At 57.3% G+C, this 21,886-nt stretch carries 19 protein-coding genes and 1 pseudogene; 8 read left to right on the top strand and 12 right to left on the bottom strand.

Annotation, left to right across the window (positions count from 1 at the left end):
* Positions 1-12 precede the first annotated feature (12 nt).
* The gene (locus SJQ66_RS09055) at positions 13-1,170 is read right to left on the bottom strand and encodes an ABC transporter permease (protein ID WP_320533963.1); all 1,158 of its coding nucleotides are present in this window, start codon (positions 1,168-1,170) and stop codon (positions 13-15) included.
* Positions 1,171-1,326: 156 nt separating this feature from the next.
* The gene (locus SJQ66_RS09050) at positions 1,327-2,376 is read right to left on the bottom strand and encodes a sugar ABC transporter substrate-binding protein (protein WP_320533962.1); all 1,050 of its coding nucleotides are present in this window, start codon (positions 2,374-2,376) and stop codon (positions 1,327-1,329) included.
* Positions 2,377-2,570: 194 nt separating this feature from the next.
* On the opposite strand from SJQ66_RS09050, the gene SJQ66_RS09045 reads away from it, so the two are divergent.
* From SJQ66_RS09045 to SJQ66_RS09035, 3 genes are read left to right on the top strand one after another with little or no spacing between them, the layout of a single operon-like run.
* Positions 2,571-3,452 (top strand): MurR/RpiR family transcriptional regulator, encoded by an 882-nt coding sequence (locus tag SJQ66_RS09045; RefSeq protein WP_046152926.1) that lies wholly within the window; start codon positions 2,571-2,573, stop codon positions 3,450-3,452.
* A complete protein-coding gene (iolG, locus tag SJQ66_RS09040) occupies positions 3,442-4,446 on the top strand; it encodes an inositol 2-dehydrogenase (RefSeq protein ID WP_024905220.1) in 1,005 nt (334 codons plus the stop codon). Before SJQ66_RS09045 ends, iolG begins: the two co-directional genes overlap by 11 nt.
* Entirely contained in the window at positions 4,443-5,462 is a 1,020-nt protein-coding gene (locus SJQ66_RS09035) for a Gfo/Idh/MocA family oxidoreductase (RefSeq protein WP_024905221.1), read from the top strand. Before iolG ends, SJQ66_RS09035 begins: the two co-directional genes overlap by 4 nt.
* A gap of 157 nt (positions 5,463-5,619) precedes the next feature.
* Here SJQ66_RS09035 and SJQ66_RS09030 read toward each other — a convergent pair whose 3' ends face one another.
* Positions 5,620-7,131 carry a CoA-acylating methylmalonate-semialdehyde dehydrogenase gene (locus SJQ66_RS09030; protein WP_046152927.1) on the bottom strand — a complete coding sequence of 504 codons (1,512 nt, stop codon included), beginning with the start codon at positions 7,129-7,131 and terminating at the stop codon, positions 5,620-5,622.
* Between the two features lie 94 nt (positions 7,132-7,225).
* Between SJQ66_RS09030 and SJQ66_RS09025 the strand changes: the two genes are divergently transcribed.
* Positions 7,226-8,200, top strand: a complete 975-nt coding sequence (locus SJQ66_RS09025; protein ID WP_024905223.1) for a LysR family transcriptional regulator — start codon at positions 7,226-7,228, stop codon at positions 8,198-8,200.
* A gap of 99 nt (positions 8,201-8,299) precedes the next feature.
* On the opposite strand, the gene SJQ66_RS09020 is transcribed toward SJQ66_RS09025, so the two are convergent.
* From SJQ66_RS09020 to SJQ66_RS08980, 9 genes and pseudogenes are all read right to left on the bottom strand, one after another.
* Positions 8,300-9,085 carry an ABC transporter ATP-binding protein gene (locus SJQ66_RS09020; protein ID WP_024905224.1) on the bottom strand — a complete coding sequence of 262 codons (786 nt, stop codon included), beginning with the start codon at positions 9,083-9,085 and terminating at the stop codon, positions 8,300-8,302.
* A gap of 79 nt (positions 9,086-9,164) precedes the next feature.
* Complete coding sequence (locus SJQ66_RS09015) at positions 9,165-10,025, bottom strand: ABC transporter permease (RefSeq protein ID WP_081765147.1); 861 nt, start codon at positions 10,023-10,025, stop codon at positions 9,165-9,167.
* A gap of 73 nt (positions 10,026-10,098) precedes the next feature.
* Positions 10,099-10,920 (bottom strand): ABC transporter permease, encoded by an 822-nt coding sequence (locus SJQ66_RS09010; RefSeq protein WP_320533961.1) that lies wholly within the window; start codon positions 10,918-10,920, stop codon positions 10,099-10,101.
* A gap of 92 nt (positions 10,921-11,012) precedes the next feature.
* Positions 11,013-12,116, bottom strand: coding sequence for an ABC transporter substrate-binding protein (locus SJQ66_RS09005; RefSeq protein WP_024905227.1), 1,104 nt, complete (start codon positions 12,114-12,116; stop codon positions 11,013-11,015).
* Positions 12,117-12,292: 176 nt separating this feature from the next.
* Positions 12,293-12,727, bottom strand: a pseudogene (locus tag SJQ66_RS09000) (nitrilotriacetate monooxygenase); the annotation flags it as partial.
* A 797-nt stretch (positions 12,728-13,524) separates the two neighbouring features.
* Positions 13,525-14,775, bottom strand: a complete 1,251-nt coding sequence (locus tag SJQ66_RS08995) for a type II toxin-antitoxin system HipA family toxin (protein WP_024905231.1) — start codon at positions 14,773-14,775, stop codon at positions 13,525-13,527.
* Positions 14,768-15,025 carry a helix-turn-helix domain-containing protein gene (locus tag SJQ66_RS08990; protein WP_024905232.1) on the bottom strand — a complete coding sequence of 86 codons (258 nt, stop codon included), beginning with the start codon at positions 15,023-15,025 and terminating at the stop codon, positions 14,768-14,770. The genes SJQ66_RS08995 and SJQ66_RS08990 overlap by 8 nt, the downstream gene beginning before the upstream one ends.
* Before the next feature lie 382 nt (positions 15,026-15,407).
* Positions 15,408-16,403 (bottom strand): N-carbamoyl-D-amino-acid hydrolase, encoded by a 996-nt coding sequence (locus SJQ66_RS08985; RefSeq protein ID WP_320533960.1) that lies wholly within the window; start codon positions 16,401-16,403, stop codon positions 15,408-15,410.
* A gap of 49 nt (positions 16,404-16,452) precedes the next feature.
* Positions 16,453-17,115 carry an aspartate/glutamate racemase family protein gene (locus SJQ66_RS08980; protein ID WP_024905234.1) on the bottom strand — a complete coding sequence of 221 codons (663 nt, stop codon included), beginning with the start codon at positions 17,113-17,115 and terminating at the stop codon, positions 16,453-16,455.
* 239 nt (positions 17,116-17,354) lie between these two features.
* Here SJQ66_RS08980 and SJQ66_RS08975 point away from each other — a divergent pair, with 239 nt between their 5' ends.
* The 4 genes from SJQ66_RS08975 to SJQ66_RS08960 all read left to right on the top strand — a co-directional run bounded on the left by SJQ66_RS08975 (position 17,355) and on the right by SJQ66_RS08960 (position 21,761).
* A complete protein-coding gene (locus tag SJQ66_RS08975) occupies positions 17,355-18,299 on the top strand; it encodes a LysR substrate-binding domain-containing protein (protein WP_407691486.1) in 945 nt (314 codons plus the stop codon).
* 292 nt (positions 18,300-18,591) lie between these two features.
* Positions 18,592-19,578, top strand: coding sequence for a threonine ammonia-lyase (locus SJQ66_RS08970; RefSeq protein ID WP_176025989.1), 987 nt, complete (start codon positions 18,592-18,594; stop codon positions 19,576-19,578).
* A gap of 93 nt (positions 19,579-19,671) precedes the next feature.
* Positions 19,672-20,169 carry a P-loop NTPase family protein gene (locus SJQ66_RS08965; RefSeq protein WP_253465950.1) on the top strand — a complete coding sequence of 166 codons (498 nt, stop codon included), beginning with the start codon at positions 19,672-19,674 and terminating at the stop codon, positions 20,167-20,169.
* Positions 20,170-20,630: 461 nt separating this feature from the next.
* Complete coding sequence (locus tag SJQ66_RS08960; RefSeq protein WP_046152931.1) at positions 20,631-21,761, top strand: porin; 1,131 nt, start codon at positions 20,631-20,633, stop codon at positions 21,759-21,761.
* Positions 21,762-21,886: the final 125 nt, after the last annotated feature.

Here is a 21,886-nt window from a genome sequence, read left to right as displayed (position 1 = left end):
CGATTTCCTCGCTCATTGTGCCTGCGACACGCGGCGGCGCACGTAGTGGTTGAAAAGCACGGCGAGCAGCAGCATCACGCCCAGGAACACACGGAACCAGTCGGAACTGACGTTCGTATAGGTGATGCCGATCTGCACGACGCCAAAGATCAGCGCGCCAAAGCATGCCCCGATGACCGACCCATAGCCGCCCGTGAGCAGCGTGCCGCCGATGACGGCAGCGATGATGGCTTCGAACTCTTTTTGCAAGCCGCGATCGGCGGCGGCCGAGCCGATATCGCATACCTGGAGCACGGCGAACAGGCATGCGCAGAAGGCGGTCAGCACGAAGAGGGAGATTTTCACGCGCTTGACCGGTATGCCCACGTTCTTTGCCGCATTGGCGTCGCCACCCACCGAGAGAATCCAGTTGCCGTAGCGCGTCTTGGCAAGCACGAAGGCGCTGACCGCTGCAAGCGCGAACCACCAGAGAAGCACTTTTGGAATGCCTGGCACGAGTGGCTCGCCATTATCAAGCAATTGAAGCAGGCCCATGTGGGCGAGCGCCGTGAAAAAGCCGTGGAACGCGACGCCATGAAAAAGCGTGTTTGTGATCCGGTCCGCCTGTGCGATGTCGCCGACGCCCGAGACGATGGTGCGGTCAGCGAACAAGATGGAAAGCGCGAGCGTGAGGCCGCGCAGGATAAAGAGAAACGCGAGCGTCACAATGAACGACGGCAGGCGCGTCTTCATCACGATATAGCCGTTGAGCGCACCGAGCAGCATGGAGGCAATGAACGCGAAGAGGATCGCGAGTGAGATCGGCCAATGGAAGTACACCGAGGGAATCGCGACCATCATGCCGCTAAAGCCGATCATCGATCCGATGGAGAGATCGAATTCTCCTGCGATCATCAAAAGGCATGCACCTACCGCAAGCAGCCCGAGATAGGCGGCGACCTGCGACCAGTTCATCACGCCATCGAGATTGAACATGCCCGAACTGCCTGCCCCGAACCCGAATATCGCAAAGACGAGCACGGTGCCGGAGATGGCGGCGAATTCGGGGCGATTCAGCAGATGGCCGAACCACGATTCGCGCCGGACGCGCTCGTCGTCCTGCGCGTCTTTTTCAACCGCCCCGGACGACTTTGGGTACCGGGGAGGGTAATGTTTGCCGGCTAAGCCCATGATGGCTCCTTGAAACCTATTCAATGCGGTGCGTTGATACGCGCGCGCCAGCCATGCCTCTCGGCATGGGAATCAGGCGTGCGGTTGCAGCGGATGCGACGCGCGTTCGAGGACGGCCCGGGCTCGCGTTTTTCCGGCAACGGACGGATCAACCGGTCAGCGGTACTGGCCCGCATATTTCAGTACCTTGTCGATATTCTCTTTCGTGATGAAACCCGGGCCCGAACGGATGTTCTTCGGCCCATATGACGGTTGCAGGCCATAAGTCGCCAGGCGCGCCTGGAATTTCGGATTCGCCTCGAGAATCTGGCGGATCTTTACCGGATCAGTGGTCTTGTCTTTTTTCACGATGGCCAGCACCGCAACCGGAATGTAGCCTTGCAGATAGGGCTGCTGGTCGATGGCGAACTGGATCGTGCCGGCCTGGATGGCTTTGGCGATATCGTCGGAGAAGTCGAAGGTGGCGAACCAGATCTTGTTGGCAAGGCCCATTTGTTGCACGGCTTTGAGGGTGGCTGCGGCCGGTGTGGGTCCGAGCGTCAGGATGGCCTGCGTGTTCGGATGGTTGCGCAGGTACGCGCTCACCTTGGACTGGATTTCGGTTGGGTCCTGGCCGGAATCGAGCGTGGCGGGCCTGTAGTCCACACCGATCGCGTCGGCAAAGCCACGACAGCGATCGAATGACACGACGTTGGTGGCGAGGTGGTTCACGCACAGGAACGATTTGATGCCGGCCGCTTTCGCCCTTTCGCCGGCCGCTTTGCCCGCCACGTATTCCGGCTGGCCGACGTGCATGATGGCACCCAGCTGCGCGCTCTGTTCCTCGGTGCCCGAATTGATCGTGACCAGCGGAATTTTTTTCGCCGTTACTTTGTTTATCGAACTTTTCAGCACGTCGTAGTCTGCGATCGTGCTGATCACGCCGTCGTAGTTGCGTGCCGCCGACTGCTCGATCAGACGTGCCATGTCGGCGAGGTCGCCATTCGGCGGGTTACGGTAGTCGGTCTGGACGTTGAAGTCTTCATCCGCCTGCTTGATGGCGTTCTTGATGGTGTTCCACCACGAGTCCGAGTCGGGCGCGTGGCTGATCAGGACGAACTTCGCGTCGGCGGCCGTTGCCGTCGGCGAGGTTATTGCCGCTGCGCCGCACAACGCGACGGCAGCCGCCAGCGCACGGAGCGCATCCCGGCCGTTGCAGAATGTCATTTGTCTCCACCTGTTTCGGTTGTCTTTTTAATGGAACGGTCGATGTGTCCGCGAGGCCGTTCACGACCAAGAGTAGGGCAACGGTGACGGCTTTGCAATAGGAAGTTTAACCATCTCATAAATAGAAAATACGTTCCATTTGCGCTGCGACTTCCCTATACTTCCGAGCATCGTTGCAATTTTGAGAAAGCACCATGCAGGAAGAGAACGGAGCGGAGCAATTGGGCGTCGACGAACTGATGCAGCGCATCACGGCAGCATTCGACACCTTGCCGCGCCAGTTGAAGAGCGTCGCGACCTATATCGACCAGCACCGCGCGAACGTGATGATGGATCGCACGAGCGACATTGCGACGGCGTGTGACGTGCACCCGTCCGCCGTGGTGCGGTTTGCCCAACGTTTCGGGTTTTCCGGCTTCTCGGATCTTCAGGCGGTGTTTCGCCAGGCGTACACGGGGCAAGGGGGGGGCGCACAGAGCTACCAGCAGCGCATCCGCAAACTCATCAACGAGAAACCCGGCAAGCTTTCATGCGTGGCCGTGGCGCGTGAGTTCATCGAGGCGTCTCGTAGCGGGCTGGGAGAACTTGAGGCGGGTCTCGACGACAAGCAGTTCGAGGCTGCCGTGGAAATGCTCCGGCAAGCGGAAAACATCTACGTGGTCGGGGTGCGGCGCTCGTTTCCGGTGGCAACCTACATCGTTTACGCATTGCAGCACACGAAGAAGCGTGTGCATTTGATCTCCGGTTTTGGCGGCATGTATCGCGAGCAGATCCGCAGCGTGAGAAAAGGCGACGTGGTGATTGCCATCAGTTTCGCGCCCTACGGCAAGGAGACGCAGTACTGCGTGCGCGCGGCGCAGCATCATGGCGCCCGCACGCTTGTCATCACCGACAGCCAGCTTTCGCCGCTCGCGCGTCACGCGAGCGCGTATTTGTTCGTGAAGGAAGGTAGCGCGTTCGCGTTCCGTTCCCTCACGAGCACGATCTGCCTGTGCCAGGCGCTTTTCATTGCGCTTGCGTACCGGCTCGAGTTGAACGTGGAAGAATCCAAGGAGACCGGCGGCTATGACGATTGATGTGGCGGTGTTCGGGGCGGGGCGGATTGGTACGATCCATGCGGCGAATCTCGCGCGCCAGCCGGGCGTAAGGCTTAAATACGTGGTGGATGTGAACAGCGCCGCCGCCGCGACGCTCGCCGCTCGACACGGCGCGCGGGTTGCCGATAGGGACGGGGCCATGGGCGATGCCGCGATCGGCGCGACGGTGATCTGTTCCAGTACCGATACGCACGCCGACCTGATCCTGCAATCGGCGGCGCAGGGGAAGCATGTTTTCTGTGAGAAGCCGGTGGATCTCACGCTCGCGCGTGCGCGAGCGTGTGCCGATGCGGTCGCGCAGGCCGGCGTCGTGTGCATGATCGGTTTTCAGCGCCGCTTCGATCCGACATTTTCCGCCCTCAAGGCACGCGTAGACGCGGGCGAGATCGGCGTGCCGGAAATGCTGGTGGTGACGAGCCGCGATCCGGGTGCGCCGCCGGTCGATTACCTCCGCCATTCTGGTGGCATCTTCAAGGACATGCTGATCCATGACTTCGACATTTTCCGCTGGATGCTCGACGATGAAGCCGATACGTTGCACGCAACCGGCAGTTGCCTGACCGATCCGGCCATTGCCGCGGTGGGCGATATCGACTCCGCGGCAGTCACGATTCGCACGAAACGCGGGCGTTTGTGCCAGATCAATACGACGCGGCGGGCGGCCTACGGCTACGATCAGCGCTTTGAACTGCTTGGTAGCGAGGGCATGCTGCAGGCAGGCAACGTGCGACCGACCGAAGTGACGGCGTACACGAAGCAGGCGGTATCGAATGACGTGCCCGAGGCGTTCTTCCTCGAACGTTATCGCGCCGCGTACGCCCTCGAAATCGCGCATTTCCTTGACGCCGTGACGACGGCCAAGCCCGTGCGCACGACCGTTGCGGACGGTATGAAAGCGCTTGAACTTGCCGAAGCCGCGACGCTTTCCTGGAAGGAAGGCCGCATCGTCACGTTTGGGGAGCGCGCGGTATGAGCGTGCCCGTTCAGGTTGGCATTGTCGGGCTAGGACGGCTCGGTCGACGCCACGCGGAAAACCTTGCCTGGCAGGTGCCGGGCGCGGTGCTGGCGGCCGCATGCAGCCCGTTGCAGGAGGAACGTGAGTGGGCAAGCGCGAATCTGCCCGTGCTTCGGCTTTACAGTGATTATGCCGCACTGCTCGCCGACGACGAGATCGACGCTGTCTGGCTCGTCACACCGACGTCACTACATCCGGCGCAGATCATCGACGCCTTGCGCGCGGGCAAGCATGTCTTCTGCGAAAAGCCGCTCTCGCTTGATCTCGCCGACTGCAACCTTGTGATAGCGGAGCATGCACGGCATCCTCATCTCCAGGTGATGATCGGCTTTGTGCGGCGGTTCGATCCGAGCTACCGCGACGCTTTCGAGAAGCTCGGGCAGGGTATGATCGGCCGGCCATTCATGGTGCGCTCGCAAACGTGCGACAAGAATGATCCCGATGGATTTTTCGTGCGCTTCGCACCGACCTCGGGAGGACTGTTTCTCGACTGCAGCGTCCACGACATCGATCTGGTGCGCTGGCTACTCGGTAATCCAAAGCCGACACGCGTTTTCGCGAGCGGGACGATCGCCTTGCACGAGGGTCTGCGCGAATGCGGCGATATCGACAATGGTGTGGGTGTCTGCGAGTTTGAAGACGGGAAATTGGCGGTGTTCTATGCTTCGCGGACGATGTCGCACGGGCACGATGCACAAACGGAGATCATCGGCACGGGTGGAGTGCTTGCTGTGGGACACAATCCCCGGGCCAATCGCGTGGAGATTGCCGACGAGCATGGTGTGCGCAACGAATGTACGCCGACCTTCTTCGAACGTTTCGAGGCTGCCTTCTTGCACGAGGCGCGGGCGTTCATCGGCGCATTGCGGGGCGGCCCCGCGACAGGCCTCACGCTGGATGACGCGCGTGAGGCCACCCGTATCGGCATTGCGTTGCGTGAGGCGTTGCAAGGTGGACAAGTGGTGCGGCTTTAGGGCGAGGGCTTCATGTACCGTGCATACTTCTGCGCACCGCCCTTGTAAGTTGGGGGCAGAGGTAATGCCCATCTATGTCGGGCGCGGGCGCGATACGTGACGGCGGCGCCGACCGATCCGGGCCGGCGCTCGAAACGCGACGTGTTACGTCGATCTATTATTTCGAGATTGGCATGGCGAACTCGGCGCCTTTCCCGATGCTCTCCGGCCAGCGTTGGAGGATCGACTTTTGCTTCGTGTAGAAGCGTACGCCTTCTTCCCCATACGCATGCATGTCGCCGAACAGGCTGCGTTTCCAGCCACCAAAGCCGTGCCACGCCATGGGAACCGGAATAGGGACGTTGATCCCGACCATGCCAACCTGAATCTGCCGCCCGAATTCGCGCGCGATATTCCCGTCGCGGGTATAGCATGCCACGCCGTTGCCAAATTCATGATTATTGACGAGCGCCACTGCCGCCGCAAAATCCTTGACCCGTACACATGCCAGGACCGGGCCGAAAATCTCTTCCTTATAAATCCGCATTTCCGGGGTGACATGGTCAAAAAGAGTGCCTCCGGTAAAGAAACCTTCCTCCCGGCCAGCTACTTTCAGCCCGCGTCCATCGACGACAAGTTGCGCGCCTTCTTGCACACCGATGTCGATGTAACTCTCTATGCGTTCGAGCGCCTGCCGCGTGACCACCGGTCCCATTTCCGCGTCGGGTGCCATGCCGTCCTTGACGACCAGGTTACGCGCGCGGTCGGCCAGGCGCGGCATGACTTTGTCGGCAACGTCGCCGACCAGGACGGCCACTGAAATCGCCATGCATCGTTCCCCGGCCGAGCCATAGGCTGCGCCAATCAAACCGTCGATTGCTTGGTCCAGGTCGGCGTCAGGCATCACCACCATATGATTCTTGGCACCACCCAGGGCTTGAACGCGTTTGCCGTTTTTTGCACCGGTTTCATAGATATGATTCGCAATCGGCGTCGAGCCGACGAAACTCACTGCGTGAACCTCCGGGTGCTGCAAGAGAGCATCGACGACCGTTTTGTCGCCTTGCACGACATTGAATACGCCGTCCGGAAGCCCGGCTTCTTTCAGCAATCGCGCCATGAAAATAGCCGCTGACGGGTCGCGCTCGCTGGGCTTCAGAATAAATGTGTTGCCGGTGGCGATGGCGACCGGATACATCCAGCAAGGTACCATGCAAGGGAAATTGAACGGTGTGATGCCGGCAACCACGCCGAGAGGCTGTCGCACCGTCCAGTTATCCATGCCCGTGGATACTTGCTCGGTATAGTCCCCCTTCAACAATTGCGGGATGCCGCATGCGAATTCGATGATGTCGATGCCGCGCGTGACTTCTCCCTGTGCGTCTGAAAAAACCTTGCCGTGTTCGGCGGTGATGATGGCTGCCAATTCGTCCTTATGCTGATTCATCAACGCGAGAAATGCGAGCATGACGCGTGCGCGGCGAATTGGCGGCACGTCGGCCCACTTGGGGAAGGCCGCTTTTGCAGCTGCCACGGCGGCGTCGACATCGGCGGTGTCGCCGAGCAAGAGTTTTCGGTGTGATTGGCCGGTCGCGGGGTTGAAAACGGGTTGCGTCCGAGTGCCTGCACCACGAACCTCGACGCCCCCAATGAAATGCGTGACGTCGGCGGTTGCCTGATAACTTTGCATGTGACACCTTTCGGGTTGACTGTTCAGTATTGGTAGTCTATGACCGAAAAACCAGGCCGAAAAGCGGCGTTTTCAAAACACATTGTTTTTTCCTATGAACAATCGCGTGAATGAAATGGCAAGTGTCGAAGGTCTTTGGGTCCATCTTCACTGGCTTGTGGTACTCAGTGAGCAGGGATCGTACACCCGGGCCGCCGCACGGTTGCACGTCAGCAAAGCCGCCATGAGCCAGAAAATCGCCGAGTTGGAGCGTGCCGCGGGTATCGCGCTGGTGCAACGAACCACGCGTAGCGTGCGATTCACCGATGCGGGCGAGCGACTGGTGGAAAGCACGAAATCGCAGTTCGAGGAAATTGCCTCACACTTTTTGAACGTGCGGGAGATGGCGGGCGTGGCGCGAGGGGTGATAAGGGTGACCGCGCCGGTGGCATTCGCCCGTCAGCAACTGGTGCCGAAAATGGCGTCGTTCCTGCGGGAAAATCCCGAGGTGAAAGTGGAGCTTGAAGTCTCGGATCGACTCAGCGCGATTTCGACGGAAGGGTTCGACCTGGCGGTCCGTCATAGCGCGCACGTCCCGGATACGCATGTCGCCCTGAAACTTTGTGAGACGAAATCGGTGATTGTGGCAACGCGGGAATACCTGGAGCAAAAAGGACGTCCTGAGCATCCCGGTGATTTGGCCCGGCATGACTGCCTGTTTTACCTTCGTGCGCGCGGACCCACCGAGTGGGCATTTCAACCGAAATCGGAGAAACGAACCCCGGAGTCGGTTCACGTGGTAAAAGTGGACGGCGCATTTGCGGCAAATAACAGTGAGTCGCTACGCGATGCGGCGCTTGACGGTCTTGGTATCGCGCTGCTTCCGGATTTCACGGCGCAAGCGGCAATACGGGATGGACGGCTGCAGATATTGCTCGATGACTGGTATCTGACCAATGCCTTTGCCGACCAGTTATTCGTCGTAAGACCTTACGCGTCACAGGTTCCAAGAGCCATCGATTTATTCACGACCTATCTTCGCGAGACGTTTGTCGGTGGTTTTCCCTTGCGCTACGGCACATTGCCCTGACTTTGAGGACGCCTGTGTTCGCTGCGGCAACGGGGACACGCGTGCGGCAAGTTCGTCGCCGGTGTCAACGGGTCGTTCGAGCGGTGCGGGTGCGACAACTCAGGCTTCGCTGAAATCCGACAGAATGTCTTCGCGAATACGGCTTACAAGCGGATGTGTGCGCTGTCTTGGGCGGGGCAGCTTGATGTCGACGATTCGCGCGATATGCCCCGGGTGGGGCTTCATGACCACGACTCTGTCAGCAAGAAAGACAGCTTCGTCGACATCGTGCGTGACGAGAACCATGGTGATGTTTCCCGCTTCCCATATACGTTGCAGTTCCTGTTGCATCCGCGCGCGCGTGAGTGCATCCAGTGCGCCGAAAGGTTCATCGAGAAGCAATAGCTTGGGGCGATTGACCAGGCCGCGCGCGATTGCCACACGCTGCGCCATGCCGCCCGATAACTGATTCGGAAAATGGTGTGCGTACCCTTTGAGTCCGACGAGTTCGATATGCTCGGCCACCGTCTTCTGTTTTGTTTCTCGCGACAAGCCGGCATTGCGCAACGCCACCGCGATATTCTGTTCAACGGTGCGCCAGGGAAAGAGCCGATGGTCTTGAAACACGATTCCGCGCTCTAGCGACGTGTCGCGGACCGGTGCGCCATTGAACGTTATATCGCCATCGTATTCGGTATCAAGACCTGCCACCAGCCGCAGCAGGGTTGACTTGCCACAGCCGCTCGCGCCAACAATCGCGATGCATTCTCCCTGTTGGACATGCAAATTCACGCTATCCAATACGGGGTGTGCGCTCCGGGTATCGAAGCGTTTGGAGACGTGCGAAAGGGCTAACAGCGCCTCGGACGGCGTCGGGCTGGCGGACGATAAAGTATTGGATGACATGGATGGCGTGTGTGTCGACGAAGAGGTGGTGGATCGATGTGTCTCACGCAAGACAATCAAGCGTCAGATGGTGATCAGTCTATGGTTGCGATGAGGTCGGATGTTGCCAGGCGAAGCGGCGCTGAATGAAACGCGCGATCGCGTTGAGAAGCGCGCCAATGACACCGACGACGAGCACGCCGAAGAGCACCATATCCATGCGGAAATGCTCGCTCCCATCCACTAACAGATTGCCGATCCCACTTCCCGCGACCAAGAGGTACTCGGCACCCAATGTGGCCAGCCAGGAATAGATTAGCGCCAGATAAATACCTGTGAAAATGGACGAGGATGCGCTCGGCAGCACGACGTACACCATCGTTTGCCATGGTCGATAGCGGAAGACGCGAGCGACCTCGCGCTGTTCGACTGGGATCGCGCGAATGCCGTCGGCGGTATGAACGGCAACAGGAACCAAGGCCGCGAGCGATAAAAAGACGACCTTGGCCGCATCGCCCAATCCGAACCATACCGATATCAACGGTATCCATGCGAAAAGCGATACTTGCTTGAAAGCATTAAACGACGGAGAAATCACGCGGTCCGTCCATTTCGAGATGCCGATTGACACACCGAGCAACAGACCCAGCGCCGCGCCGATGGCAAAGCCGGTGAACTCACGTGCTAGGGACGCCGACAGCGCCCGTGCAAGGGCGCCTGAGCGTACTTGTTCGACACCGGTACGCCAGACCTGAGCCGGCGATACGGCTATTCCGTGAGGCGCTAGCGAATCCGGGACGACAATGAACCAAACCGCGAGGAGGGCGACCGGAAGGACCCAGGCCCGCCATGCTGCTCGCCGTGCAATTGCGTTCCTCGCGCGACTGCCTGACGCTGACGCACGCGCAGACAGGGTGTTTGGCAGTTCGGCGATGACGGATGTATCGGAGGGCGGTGGCATGACGTCAGGCCTCGTATGGACTAATACGTATTGAAATTACTTACCCGGAGTGGCTGGTGTAACAACGGCTTGTCTAACCGCGGTGTAGTTTGCTTTCCAAGACTGTCAGCAGGCGGTCCGCGCAATAGCCGATCAGCGCAATGATCAACACCGATGCAAGCACCAGATCGAGTTGGAACAACTGACGCCCATAACCGACCAGATAGCCTAAGCCGGATGACGCGGCGAGCATTTCGACAACGACCAGAGCCAGCCATGCCTTCGTAAACGCCAGTCGGATGCCGGTGCCGATTACGGGCGCTGCCGCCGGCAATATCACCGATATGATGGTTTGCCAGCGTGATAACCGAAACGTCCGCGCCACTTCCATCAATCCTTTCGGTGGTTCACGGAAACCTTGCAAGGTACTCAATGTGACGGGGACGAACGCTGCGTGTGCGATCAATAGGTATTTCAGCGGCTCGCCGATGCCGACCAGCAGCATCAGAAAGGGCAACCAGCCAAGCGACGGAATTTGCACGATGGCATTGAAGGTGGGTAATACGTATGTCTCGGCGACCCGTGATAAACCGAGTATGGCCCCGAGTGCCAACCCACCGGCGACGCCAAGCCCGAATCCGATAGCGATGCGGGTCAGGCTCGCGCTCACATTGGTCCATAGATCGCCGCTGTATGCCATATCGTGAAGCGTCGCAATCACCAGGGCCGGTGGTGGCAGGATCTGCTGCGAAATCCATCCCTGCTCAGAACCGAGAACCCAGAGCAATACCGCCACGCCCGGAAGCAGCCATGGGGCGAGATGCCAGGCCAGCCGCAGGGGTGACGGACCTTCAGTACGTTCCTGGGATCGTTTGGTCGCTATCGGCAGAACGGCGCGAATACGGGCATTAGCCATCAAGGGAAACTCCGTGAAAGCAGCATTCAGCTATCGTGATGGAGAGCGGATTGTGTACTGATGGATCAAGGGCCGGCCGTGGCATCGGTCGATCATCCAGGAATAACCTTGCCATTGGTGTCGTAGCGTGGCCATTCCTTCTGGAGCTGCAACGTTTGCAAGGCATGGTCGAGATATTTTGTTTCGAACCATCCATCCACCTTGACAGGCGTCCGGATCAGGTGCAATGCGAGCGCTTCATCCGCGACCTTTTGGTAACGTGAGATGTAGAAAGGATCAATCAGGGGAGACGCTCTTTCCTTTAGTTGTTGACCTTTGAATTCGTCTTCCCAGGAACTCACAGGGGTGCCGCTATTTGCCCATAGCGCGAAGAGTGCCGCCCGATTCCGCTCATCGGAGGTCCACTGCGCGGCCTGAACGAACGCGGTAACCACTGCTTGCACGACATCCGGATGCGCTTGCTCGAATTCTGGCAGAACAAGCAAGTGCGATTGACGGGTGTATTGCGGGCCGGCCTCTCGAGAGGAATAGATGATCTTCGCCAAACCTTGGCGTTGCAAAGTAAACAACGTGTAGTCCAGGAATGCCGCATCCACGCCCTTGGCGACCAATGCCGCTTGCGCGGCCGATGTATCCAGATTGATGACATGCAGGTCACGTTCACTTAAGCCATTGGCTTTCAATACGTTATCCGCGACTAATTGGGCATTGGTACCTCTGAAAAGCGCGACGTTCTTACCTTTGAGGTCCTTCACGGTCTTGATATCGGAACCGGGCGGTACCGCCAGATAGATGCCGGTACGAACACCGTTGGCGACGATGATATGACTCTTTATCCCGTTCGCGCGGCCCAGCACGGCCGGTAAGTCGCCTTGGTCCGCGAAGTCGATCTGCTTGTTCGCCAATGCTTCATTGACCGCGGGTCCTGCTCCCTTGAAAAAAAACCATTTCACTTGAATGCCTTGTGCTTTCAGGGCATCTTCGTATCGACGCTGGATCCGGGCAGTGGCGTTGGGGGACCCGCCATACGTCGGAGGATCACCACTGCCCTGGGTTGCCACGCCAATCCGTACAACCAGAGAATCCGCGGCGAAAGTATTCGCGGTGCAAAAAGAAAGCGAAGCAAACAGCGTACTGTAGATGAGGCGCACGATGGCAGGTGAAAAAAGACGGCGAGTCGGCAGGCATGGTTTCATATAAAGCGGAACCTATTTTGGCTTACGGAAAAATGGGCGTATCTTGAGGAATGCGCTTTCCAGAAGCCGATGGCATTGGCAAAACGCTCGAATGACGTGTTACTGTCTCTTGTCAACTGACATTCAGGCAACGCGGCGTTGTTCGTATCGACTGCCGGGGTGTGGCAGGCCAAGATTGCAACGAAGATGACCTCCGCGGTTTCCGCAGCGCGTTCCCGGCCGGCTTCCGATGCGCCTGCCTGAACGACCACGGGTGTACCCTGCGGTAAACGCGCGACGGTCAGCGGCCCGCGTACCTGAAAATACTTGCCCTAATAATTCAGGACATGCATTTTTTCCGTGTCGAAGTAGCGGCCGCTGTCTTTGTCGCGAAGAAAGGCATCGTCGTCCCAGTTGTTGATGCCGACATTATCGGCGAAAAATACCGCATCGAATTTGGCTCGTTCCGCTACGTTGGCCAATTCGGCGTAATGCGAAAAATCGAGGTCGCCCGCGTCGTCTGTCTGAGGGTGGCGCCAGGCGGCGATATGGTGCCCCGTTTCCATCAGGAAAGCGCCCAGTTTCATACGGCGCGGATTACTTGTCGACGCTGTGCTCACAATGTTTTCCATTTGTCTGATAAGAAACGGCGTTGCTGATGCATGGCGCTTTCTCAATGCTGGAACGATTGTGCGAGATTTTCGTGCGGATACCAAATAATCTATTTTGGTTTGCTTATCAGCTCATTGGCTCAAGGTGCATCCGGGGAGAAGACGCCGTGCGTGATGACTTCCCAATTTTTGTGTATCGATATATCAAATAGTCGTTTGGCGATGGGCGCATCCGTTCCGAAAAACGAAGTGTTCTGCCGAGAGCGAGCGATGCAGCATTGATTGGAAGACTGAATATGACGAAAAAAGATAAGGTTCGAATTCTAAGCGCAGCACGATTTCTTTGTTTGAATCCCGTGGGGCACTTGATACGGTAGCGTCTATTGTTCACAAGATCTTTTCGTCATCATGCGAGACAGAACCAATCTGGTGCGGCATCTGGAAATTACGAATCAAAGCAACAGGGGCAAGCGTGCGTTCGCCGCGCGACTCAACGCGACATTGAAACGTAGCGGTTTTACGTCGAGCAGGCTCGCAAAGGCGTTGCAGGTAGCGGAAAATGTTGTTGAATTCTGGAGAAGAGGCGTTGTTCTGCCGGATTCGAATGATTGTCGGCGGTTGTGCGAGATCCTTCAGCTCGACGTTTTATGGTTATGCGACGCCAGTGAAAACGTCCCACGGTTGAATGAGGTGGTGCATCGCGTGGTGGTGCGGAGATCAAACACAGCCTGAGCATGATATGGCATGCGTGGAGAGGCCCAGGGACGTCATGCAAGATGACAGTCAGCATGATGCGTATGTCACATGAGTGCGTGCCTTTATTGCAGCGAGAAGAGACCGCTGTTCCATTCCTCCTTCAGTCGTCGCATGAAGGTCGGCTCGACGCGATGACTTTGCTCGCGCGCGGTTTCCTCGACCGCCGTTGCAATTCGATCAAGTGTTGATTCAGCCTCATGCAGGCGAATGCCGCAATGGCGGTGTGCAAACTGCAAAAGGGTTTTTCTGGTCGGATAGCCAAGCGTCTTGTTCAACTTCAACGCGAGCTTTCTATCCGTCAACGTCCGGCCTGATTGCGGATCTTCGATATCATAGGCGCTGGTTGTCACGACGTCGTAGAGCGGAGACAACGCTGGCGCTGCGCCGTTTGGATGGTCGTACAGCAGGCCGAAATTCTTCAGGTGGGCATCGCCGTTCCTGACAAATATCGAGAGGGCGAGATAGTCGAAGTAGCGTCGCAGGCTTTCGGACGAATGCTCTTGGCAAGTCAGGGCGATCATCTCTGCGATCTGTTCGTAGGATCCTTGGTATTTCTGTAATGTGTTTTTGCGCAGCAGCACCGCCATGTCCTCAAAGCCGAGCTGTACCTTTTCTGGTCCAAGAAGATCGAAGCGGCGCATGACGAACAGTGAACCGTCATCGGATAGCCAGAAGTCCGGGACGCGCAGCCCGGCCTTTTTAGCCGCGCTCATGCAGAGAAATTCGTTTTGCGCGAGGCAGGGGTAGTCCTGCCCGGCCGATTTGACAATCAGGTCCGGCGTAATCGCGGTGGATCGTCCTGCCATATCACCATCGGTCGGTGCGGCAGGTATATTATTCAGCGCGTTTGCATCCGGGATCATGATTTTTGGCTGGAAACCCGATATGCCCGATGTGATGTAGGCATTCACCAGATATTCGAAGAGTTCCTCACTTGCGCCGGACGCGAGTAAGGTTTCCAGGCCAACTTCCGCATGGGTGTGCTGCCGCTCCGTGCCCGGCTCCGCATAACGCAGCCGCCCAATCTGATTCGCGCCGGTGATGGCGAGCAAGCGCATGTCATCGAGGTCGAATACCTTGCCAAAGCGTTCCCATAACTTATCCGCCAGATAGCCTTCGGGCTTATTCATGGCAAAGATCGTTGGCAATACGGTGTCGGCGTAACTTTCGGCACGAAGCGGCATGATAAGCGACACTTCCCGCCTTTCATCCGACGTCGTGTAGTTGAACGCATAGCGTGACGCTTTATGCAGCTCGCCCGCGGAGCCTTGTGGCGTAGTCACGTTCAAAAGCTTGATTTTCGCGCTAAGCATCGTCGAGCTGTCCGATCTCGTCGTAATTGATTCGTGCCGTATCGATTCGCAACCCTTTTCTTAATCCCGACAGCGCAGCAAGAATGGTATGTAGGCCAACGTTTTCGCCTTTTTCGATCTGGCTTATTGTCTGCCTCGCAAGTCCTACTTTCTGGGCCAGTTGTTCCTGCGTCAACGCAAGCGCCTTGCGTTCTTTGCGAAAGCATTCGCCAAACTGTGCAGGCAAGACCGAGGTTGGAATGTACGCCATGGCTTACTTTTATCTTTTATTTTCTAAATATGTTATCTATAGGTTACATGAAATCCCGTGAGTGCAATAGTAAATGTTAGCTATATACGACAAATTGTGCTTTATATGAAAAAATGTCGGTTTTGGCGTACATCTTAGGGCATGGCGAAACAGTAACGTCATCGCGTCGGTTCCCCAATGCCTACGCCTACTCCAGACGGGTGCTTCGGTAATGATTCAAGACTGGCGAAAGGCGCGAACGTGCGACGCGCCTAGGTCACGATAACCGCTGGGCGGAAATAAAATGCCGGCGATAGTAGTGCGATGCTTAGCGTCGCGAAGAGGATTCAGCGGAATCGCGCGAGGGGGGTATGGATGCCAGTGAGGCCGCCCTGAGGGGGCGTTAGCTGTTGCCAGAAGGCGTCCACACTGGTGGCGCGACGCTTCCTGCCTGAGTGGTGATACGGCTATACGCTTCCAGACGGCGGTGTTGCGCAAAATTGAAAATCGTATTGCGGCCCAACTCACACATGCCGAGATCGCAATCGGCGACGATCACCTGATCCTCGCAACCGGTGGCCATCGCCATGATTTCCCCTTGCGGATTCACGATAATCGAGTGTCCCATCAATTCGAAGCCATCTTCGATACCGCCTTTCGCCACGCCCACGCCGAAAGTCGCATTCTGGTAGCAGCCGGCCTGAATGGATAGTTGCGAGTGAAAATTGCGCAGATAGTGGGCCTCAAAACCGCGGTTCTCCTGGTTCATCGCGGGAGTGTTGTAGCCGAGCATGACCAGTTCGACCATTTGCAAACCAAGCTCGCGCCACGCTTCAGGCCAACGTCGGTCATTGCACAGCAGCATCCCCAGGTTCACGCCGTCGACATTCCCGACCGGTGCGCGTATGACCGGATACCCCAGATTGCCCACTTCGAAATAGCGCTTCTCCAGATGCTGCACTTTTCGAATCTGGGAGAACTCCTTGTGCCCCGGCAGATGCACCTTGCGATATTTCAAAACGATCTCGCCGTTTGGCGCGATGATGACCGACGTATTGAAGCGGCGCTTACGTACCACGCCTGTTTCATCAGCCTCATGCGCGATCTCCGCGTAGCCGAGATAGCAGGTCATCTGATAGCGACGGATCGCATCAAACAGAGGTTGGGTGGCAGGCGAGGGGAGGGTCTCTTCGTACCAGTGATCGGCTTCATCCAGGTCCTCGACGTACCATCGCGGAAAAAACGTCGTGAGCGCGAGTTCGGGGAACACCACCACATTGGCACCACGCCGGTGCGCATTTTCCAGTAGCGCAATCATGCGCGCGACAACGGATTCACGGGTGTCTGCTCTTTGGATTGCGCCGAGTTGCGCCGCGGCGACAGTGATGAGACGTGTCATATTATCTGAAAGCGGTTAAGTGACGTTAAAGTACGCGTGAAGACGGTGTTTATCCGAGCAAAACTTGTCCTAGCGCCATCGCGGTTGCGGCCTGCGTGGGTTCGACGACGGGAACGCCGGTGGCCTGTTCAAGGGCGTCACGATAAGTGGCCATGCCGGCACATCCCATCACGAGGACGTCGGCCCCGTCGCTGACGAGTTGTTTGCCCACTTCCTGCATGCGCGCCAGCGTGCGGTCGCGGTCGCCGAGTTCCGCCACGCCCAGGCCAATCGCCTGTTCGCCTGAAAGACGGTCGAGCACGCCCATGGCGCCGTATTTACGATAATGGCGTGCAATGGATGTTTTCAAGATAGCGATCACGCCAAAGCGTTGACCCTTCGTCAGCGCCGTGAAGACGCCACTTTCGCTGATGCCGAATACGGGAACATTACGCGCCCGCATGACCTCACGAACGGCTTCCAATCCCGGATCGCTGAAACAGGCGATAACGATTGCCGCGCAGTCATCGGGAAGCGCCTGACAATGCGCGACCAGCGGTACCACGACGCTATCCACGTCTAATTGCGTCTGTATTCCCGGCGGCCCGCTGTCAAGTGTCAGCGTGACAATGCGGGGGCCGCCGGGAATGCGCAAACCCGCCAATGCTTCGTCCACTCCGCGCGTCACGGCGTGTGTGCTATTGGGATTGATGACGTAAATGGTGGATGGCATGACGCATTCCATCAAAAAAGAGCAATATGGCGAATGTAAGTCACACTTTCCGTCGAGCGAAAGTACCGATATATTCGTGAGCGTTAACTTTACGTTACGCATGGGCGCTGCACGCGCCTGTGGTCACTTTTCGCACCTGTCTTCTGTTTAGGTGGAGGCGCTGCCTTTATACTGCGTACTGCGGCCTATCCGGCATGCTTTTAACGGATGGGACTTGGCCTGGCGGTGTGGGATCGGCAATGACGGCGTTAAATTTAAGACAAATCGAGGTGTTTCGCGCGGTGATGACGGCTGGCACCATCGCGGGCGCCTCGCAGATGCTCTTTGTGTCAAAGCCGGCTGTCAGCCGATTACTCTCCCACACCGAGCAGCGCATCGGCTTTGCCCTTTTTGAGCGGATAAAAGGGCGGCTGTATGCTACGCCGGAAGCAAAGCGCCTGTTCCATGAGGTCGAGGAAGTCTATGGGCGCGTACAAAGGGTGAATGAACTCGCGGCGGACTTGGCGCGAAACCACAACGGCATTCTCAACCTCGTATCCAGTCCAAGCGTGGGCCAGCGTTTTATTCCAGAGGCGCTTTCCCAATTCCGCCAAAAACACCCGGATAGCAAAATCACGTTTTGCTGCCATAATTACGAGCATCTCAGTGATCGGTTGCTAAAGCATCAAGCGGATCTCGGCGTGGTGAGCATGCCGATTGAGCATCCCAATCTTACTATCGTTCCGCTGTGCGTCAGTCGGTTGATGTGCGTTCTGCCAGACGATCATCCGTTAGGCGAAAAAGCGCAATTAACGCTCGACGATGTCCTGGCCTACCCGATGATTGGCTATGGTTATGGCACACGCCTGGAACGCAAGGTGGCTGATTATTACGCTGCGAAAGGATTCCAGCAAAGCTATTCAGTGGAAGTTGCCTCGCCGCAGAACGCCGTCAGCCTGGTTGAGATTGGGATGGGCCTGGCGCTGGTTGATGCGTTCTCGGCGTGCAGTGGGTCGTCGTCCCGGCCCGTCATGGTTCGCCCGATGATCGACGCGCCTGAACTTCAGGCGAGCCTGGTCCATCCTCGCTATGAGCCTGTGTCGCAACTCACGCAAAGTTTCGTGGCAATACTTCGTCGACTGCTGGATCGCCATGGTTTCGCTTTGCTCGGTGACGCTGAACCGCTAAGCGCAGAAAGCCTCTAGCCGCGCGACGGCCATGTTTAACCTTATGTTAAACACGCAACCCAAATTGGAATGGGACAAAACAAGCGGTGCTGACGACAATATGAGAAATGCACCGGTGCGATGTATCTGAACTAGCCTGCTTCTGCATTCCTCCTGCACTTTCGCGTCAGCGTGGATTGGGAGGGGCAACGTACGGACGCAAAAACGCTTATGCCGTGCCTGTCAGGGCGCGTGGCGCACCGTTCTTTTCAATCGTACCGCGCCGCAGCCAGCAAGGCCGTCAGGCGCTGTTTCTTTTAAGGTCGACAAGATGTTGTCTTATCGCATGCCCACCATGCAGGATATTCGAGACGCGGCGGAATTGCTTGCAGGCGTGGCCGTGCGAACGCCGGTGGTACGCTCCGATGCATTGGATGCACTGACCGGCGCTCGGGTGTTCGTGAAGTTGGAAAGTCTACAGCATACGGGTGCCTTTAAATTTCGAGGCGCGTATAACTGCATGGCGCGCCTGGACCGTGCCACCTGCCCGGACGGCGTGGTTGCCTATAGCACGGGCAATCACGGGCAAGCGATCGCGACGGTCGGCCGCATGCTGTCGATCCCTACGATTGTCGTCATGCCGTCGAATGCGCCGGAAAATAAAGTCGAAAAAGCGCGTATCGCCGGTGCGCGTATCGTGCGGTATGACCGGGAAAAACAAAGTCGTGAAGCAGTTGCGGAAGCGCTGGCGTGCGAAGGGCAATATCAGGTCGTGCCGCCGGGCGATCATCATCACGTGATCGCCGGACAAGGTACGCTGGCTTTGGAAGCACTCGAACAAGTTGGCGGCGATGTCGACGCAATTATCGCGCCGTGTGGTGGGGGCGGAATGAGTGCCGGGATCAACCTCGCGGTGGAGACGGCAGGTTCGCGCGCTCAGGTATGGGCGGCCGAACCGCGTGACTTTGACGATACACGGCGTTCACTTTTGAGCGGTCGACGGGAAACGAATGCATCCGGTGGTGTCTCTATTTGCGATGCCTTGCTCGCCCCCGTGCCGGCGGCGCTGCCTTTCTCAATCAATGGCGAGCGCCTGGCGGGGGTGTTGACAGCGAGCGACGATGCGGTGCGCCGGGCGATGGCATTCTGTTTCGAGGCTTTTCGGGTCGTCGTGGAACCGGGCGGCGCGGTGGCGCTGGCGGCGATGATGAGCGACCCGGCAGCCCATGCGCTTGTGGGCAAGCGCGTCATCATCGTTGCTTCCGGCGGTAATGTCGATGCGGACTTGTTCGCGTCTTGCATCCGTTCCGTCGCCTAGCGGTACGCCAGGCAGGGGAAAGCGATATGGCAGTGCACCTGTCAAACAGCTTGCAGCCGTCAACATGCGTAGATGAAAACAATGAGTCTTGCGATGAATCTGGCGAAAACCTTGGTGATCGGAAACACGGGCGCGGGGAAAAGCTGGCTTTCCGAGCGGTTGGCGAGCGCTCGGGGGAACACCTGGGTCGACCTGGACCTGTTCAACTGGGAGCCCGGCGGTTACAACGTGTCTCGAAAAAGAGAAGATGTCATTGCCATGGCGCGTGCAGCGGCAAGTGGGGAGGGTTGGGTGATGGAAGGCATTTACGGCTGGATCGCATCCGAAATCCTGCCATTGGCCACCGCGTTGGTATGGATAAACATCGACGAATCCGAATGCGTCGCGAACATTCACCAGCGCGGCATGCGGCGTGGCGCGACCACGCAATCTTTCAAAGCATTACTGGAATGGGCGATGACGTACCGTTCGCGAAGCGGTTCGAGTGCGCATACCGCCCATGCGTCGCTGTTCAAATCATTCACGCGAGACAAAGCATGTCTGAAAACGCGTGACCAAGTCACGACATTCGCTCGCGCTTTCTATCGATGAATGTCCGTCCGGCACAGCACCTTCTAGCGCAATGCCATCGCCATGGTCCGACAAAAAGCACGAGATCGACTGCGAAGAAGTAGGCATGGCACGTTTTTCTGGGAAATAGCGTAGCGAATACGCATGTAATGGTCAGGTCAATAATTTCGTGCCGTGACGATATCAGTCCGTAGTTATCCTATTCAATCATACGTATCGACAGCCCACTTCATTGCGCATTGCCGCAACCGTCTCGCGAGGGCTGTGTTGAAACTAATTTGTCACCAGCGATGTTTACCATGGCGATCGACATGCACGATGCAGCGAATGTGCATGTCGATCCTGGCTAGCGTGGCGGGCTAATTTTTATGTATCGGTAGAAGTAGCATTTCTTCACGTTGAATGATCGAAAAGAGTTATTTTTAATAACGTCAAGTCATCCTGATATTTAATTCAATATAAAAACGTCTGGAGAATGATCGGTGAAGATATCCGCGGCAGTAGTAACAATTGGCCTCGCCACGCTTGCAGCACATGCACAGGCTCAGAATTCGGTGACGCTGTATGGCATTGTGGACACCGGGTTGCAGTACGTGCATAACGGTGGGGTACAGTCCACCCAGATATCGATGGTCAGTGGGACACAATCGGGTTCACGTTTCGGCCTCAAAGGCGGAGAGGACCTGGGAGGCGGCTTGAAAGCGATCTTCCAGCTGGAAAACGGCTTCAATTCTACAACCGGAAAGTTGGGGCAGGGCAGCCGGATGTTTGGGCGCCAGGCATTCGTCGGGCTGACGGGATCGACTTGGGGTACGGTGACCGCGGGTCGACAATATGATCCGCTGATTACATTAGTGCAACCGGTTCAGGGTGATAATTTCCTGGGCGGGTTTTTTACGACCCCCGGCGACATCGACAACGCTGACAATAGCGTTCGCATCAGTAATTCGCTGAAGTGGGTCAGTCCGACCTGGTCCGGGCTGCAATTGTCGGCCATGTATTCATTTAGCGGGATCGCCGGGTCGACTGGATCGGGGCAGACGTATAGCGGTGCGGCCGGGTACAAAAGCGGCCCGGTGTCGCTTGCTGTAGGTTATCTCCATATCGATAACGGCAATGCAGCACTTTCGGCACGTACGACGACCAGTGCCGACTCACTTTTTAACAGTTCGGTCAACAATGCGTACGCCTCATCGCGGTCGATTAACATCACTCGCGCAGGTGCCAACTACGCCATTGGCCCAGTGATCCTCGGCGGCTATTATAGTTTCTCTCAATACAATCCCGATGCGAGTTCGACGTTTACGCGTGCGGAAAAATATCACAACGCCGAGGTCTATGCGGTTTGGAATGTTTCTGCACAGATTCAAACGCAGATTGGTTACGATTATCTGAAATCGACCGGTGATTCGTCCGCCAAGCAAAATCAGTTTACGATCGGCGCGGATTACGTCGTGAGCAAGCGGACTGACTTTTACGCTGTAGCCGCTTATGCGCACGCCGGCGGTACGAACGGAACAGGTAAAGCACAGGCCGTCATCGGCTCACTGGATGTGGATTCCGGAGCGAGCTCGCAGGCAGCCGTGGTGGTTGGTATGCGACATAGATTCTAATGTCGTGCGGTCTCGTCGGCATTAAAGACGGTGGTAACCATGCCGTGACGGCAAAAAGGGAATGGAGCCGGCGGAAAAAGCAGCCGGCTCCGCAACCGTTTAAAACGAGACGGATTAGCGAGTGG

Origin of the sequence: Robbsia andropogonis (genome assembly GCF_034047095.1) — a bacterium.
Taxonomy (GTDB): domain Bacteria; phylum Pseudomonadota; class Gammaproteobacteria; order Burkholderiales; family Burkholderiaceae; genus Robbsia; species Robbsia andropogonis.
The sequence above is the reverse complement of the archived record's forward strand: the minus strand, read 5'-3'. Positions and strand labels throughout refer to the sequence as shown.

What these genes read in the sequence shown, in the direction of transcription:
- SJQ66_RS09015 (WP_081765147.1), bottom strand. Translation starts at nt 10,025, where the DNA reads ATGCCACCGCCCTCCGATACATCCGTCATCGCCGAACTGCCAAACACC.
- SJQ66_RS08965 (WP_253465950.1), top strand. Translation starts at nt 19,672, where the DNA reads ATGAATCTGGCGAAAACCTTGGTGATCGGAAACACGGGCGCGGGGAAA.
- SJQ66_RS09045 (WP_046152926.1), top strand. Translation starts at nt 2,571, where the DNA reads ATGCAGGAAGAGAACGGAGCGGAGCAATTGGGCGTCGACGAACTGATG.
- SJQ66_RS09010 (WP_320533961.1), bottom strand. Translation starts at nt 10,920, where the DNA reads ATGGCTAATGCCCGTATTCGCGCCGTTCTGCCGATAGCGACCAAACGA.
- SJQ66_RS09005 (WP_024905227.1), bottom strand. Translation starts at nt 12,116, where the DNA reads ATGAAACCATGCCTGCCGACTCGCCGTCTTTTTTCACCTGCCATCGTG.
- SJQ66_RS08990 (WP_024905232.1), bottom strand. Translation starts at nt 15,025, where the DNA reads ATGGCGTACATTCCAACCTCGGTCTTGCCTGCACAGTTTGGCGAATGC.
- SJQ66_RS09055 (WP_320533963.1), bottom strand. Translation starts at nt 1,170, where the DNA reads ATGGGCTTAGCCGGCAAACATTACCCTCCCCGGTACCCAAAGTCGTCC.
- SJQ66_RS09030 (WP_046152927.1), bottom strand. Translation starts at nt 7,131, where the DNA reads ATGCAAAGTTATCAGGCAACCGCCGACGTCACGCATTTCATTGGGGGC.
- SJQ66_RS08995 (WP_024905231.1), bottom strand. Translation starts at nt 14,775, where the DNA reads ATGCTTAGCGCGAAAATCAAGCTTTTGAACGTGACTACGCCACAAGGC.
- SJQ66_RS08970 (WP_176025989.1), top strand. Translation starts at nt 18,592, where the DNA reads ATGTTGTCTTATCGCATGCCCACCATGCAGGATATTCGAGACGCGGCG.
- SJQ66_RS09020 (WP_024905224.1), bottom strand. Translation starts at nt 9,085, where the DNA reads ATGTCATCCAATACTTTATCGTCCGCCAGCCCGACGCCGTCCGAGGCG.
- SJQ66_RS09035 (WP_024905221.1), top strand. Translation starts at nt 4,443, where the DNA reads ATGAGCGTGCCCGTTCAGGTTGGCATTGTCGGGCTAGGACGGCTCGGT.
- SJQ66_RS09025 (WP_024905223.1), top strand. Translation starts at nt 7,226, where the DNA reads ATGAACAATCGCGTGAATGAAATGGCAAGTGTCGAAGGTCTTTGGGTC.
- SJQ66_RS09050 (WP_320533962.1), bottom strand. Translation starts at nt 2,376, where the DNA reads ATGACATTCTGCAACGGCCGGGATGCGCTCCGTGCGCTGGCGGCTGCC.
- SJQ66_RS08975 (WP_407691486.1), top strand. Translation starts at nt 17,355, where the DNA reads ATGACGGCGTTAAATTTAAGACAAATCGAGGTGTTTCGCGCGGTGATG.
- SJQ66_RS08980 (WP_024905234.1), bottom strand. Translation starts at nt 17,115, where the DNA reads ATGCCATCCACCATTTACGTCATCAATCCCAATAGCACACACGCCGTG.
- iolG (WP_024905220.1), top strand. Translation starts at nt 3,442, where the DNA reads ATGACGATTGATGTGGCGGTGTTCGGGGCGGGGCGGATTGGTACGATC.
- SJQ66_RS08985 (WP_320533960.1), bottom strand. Translation starts at nt 16,403, where the DNA reads ATGACACGTCTCATCACTGTCGCCGCGGCGCAACTCGGCGCAATCCAA.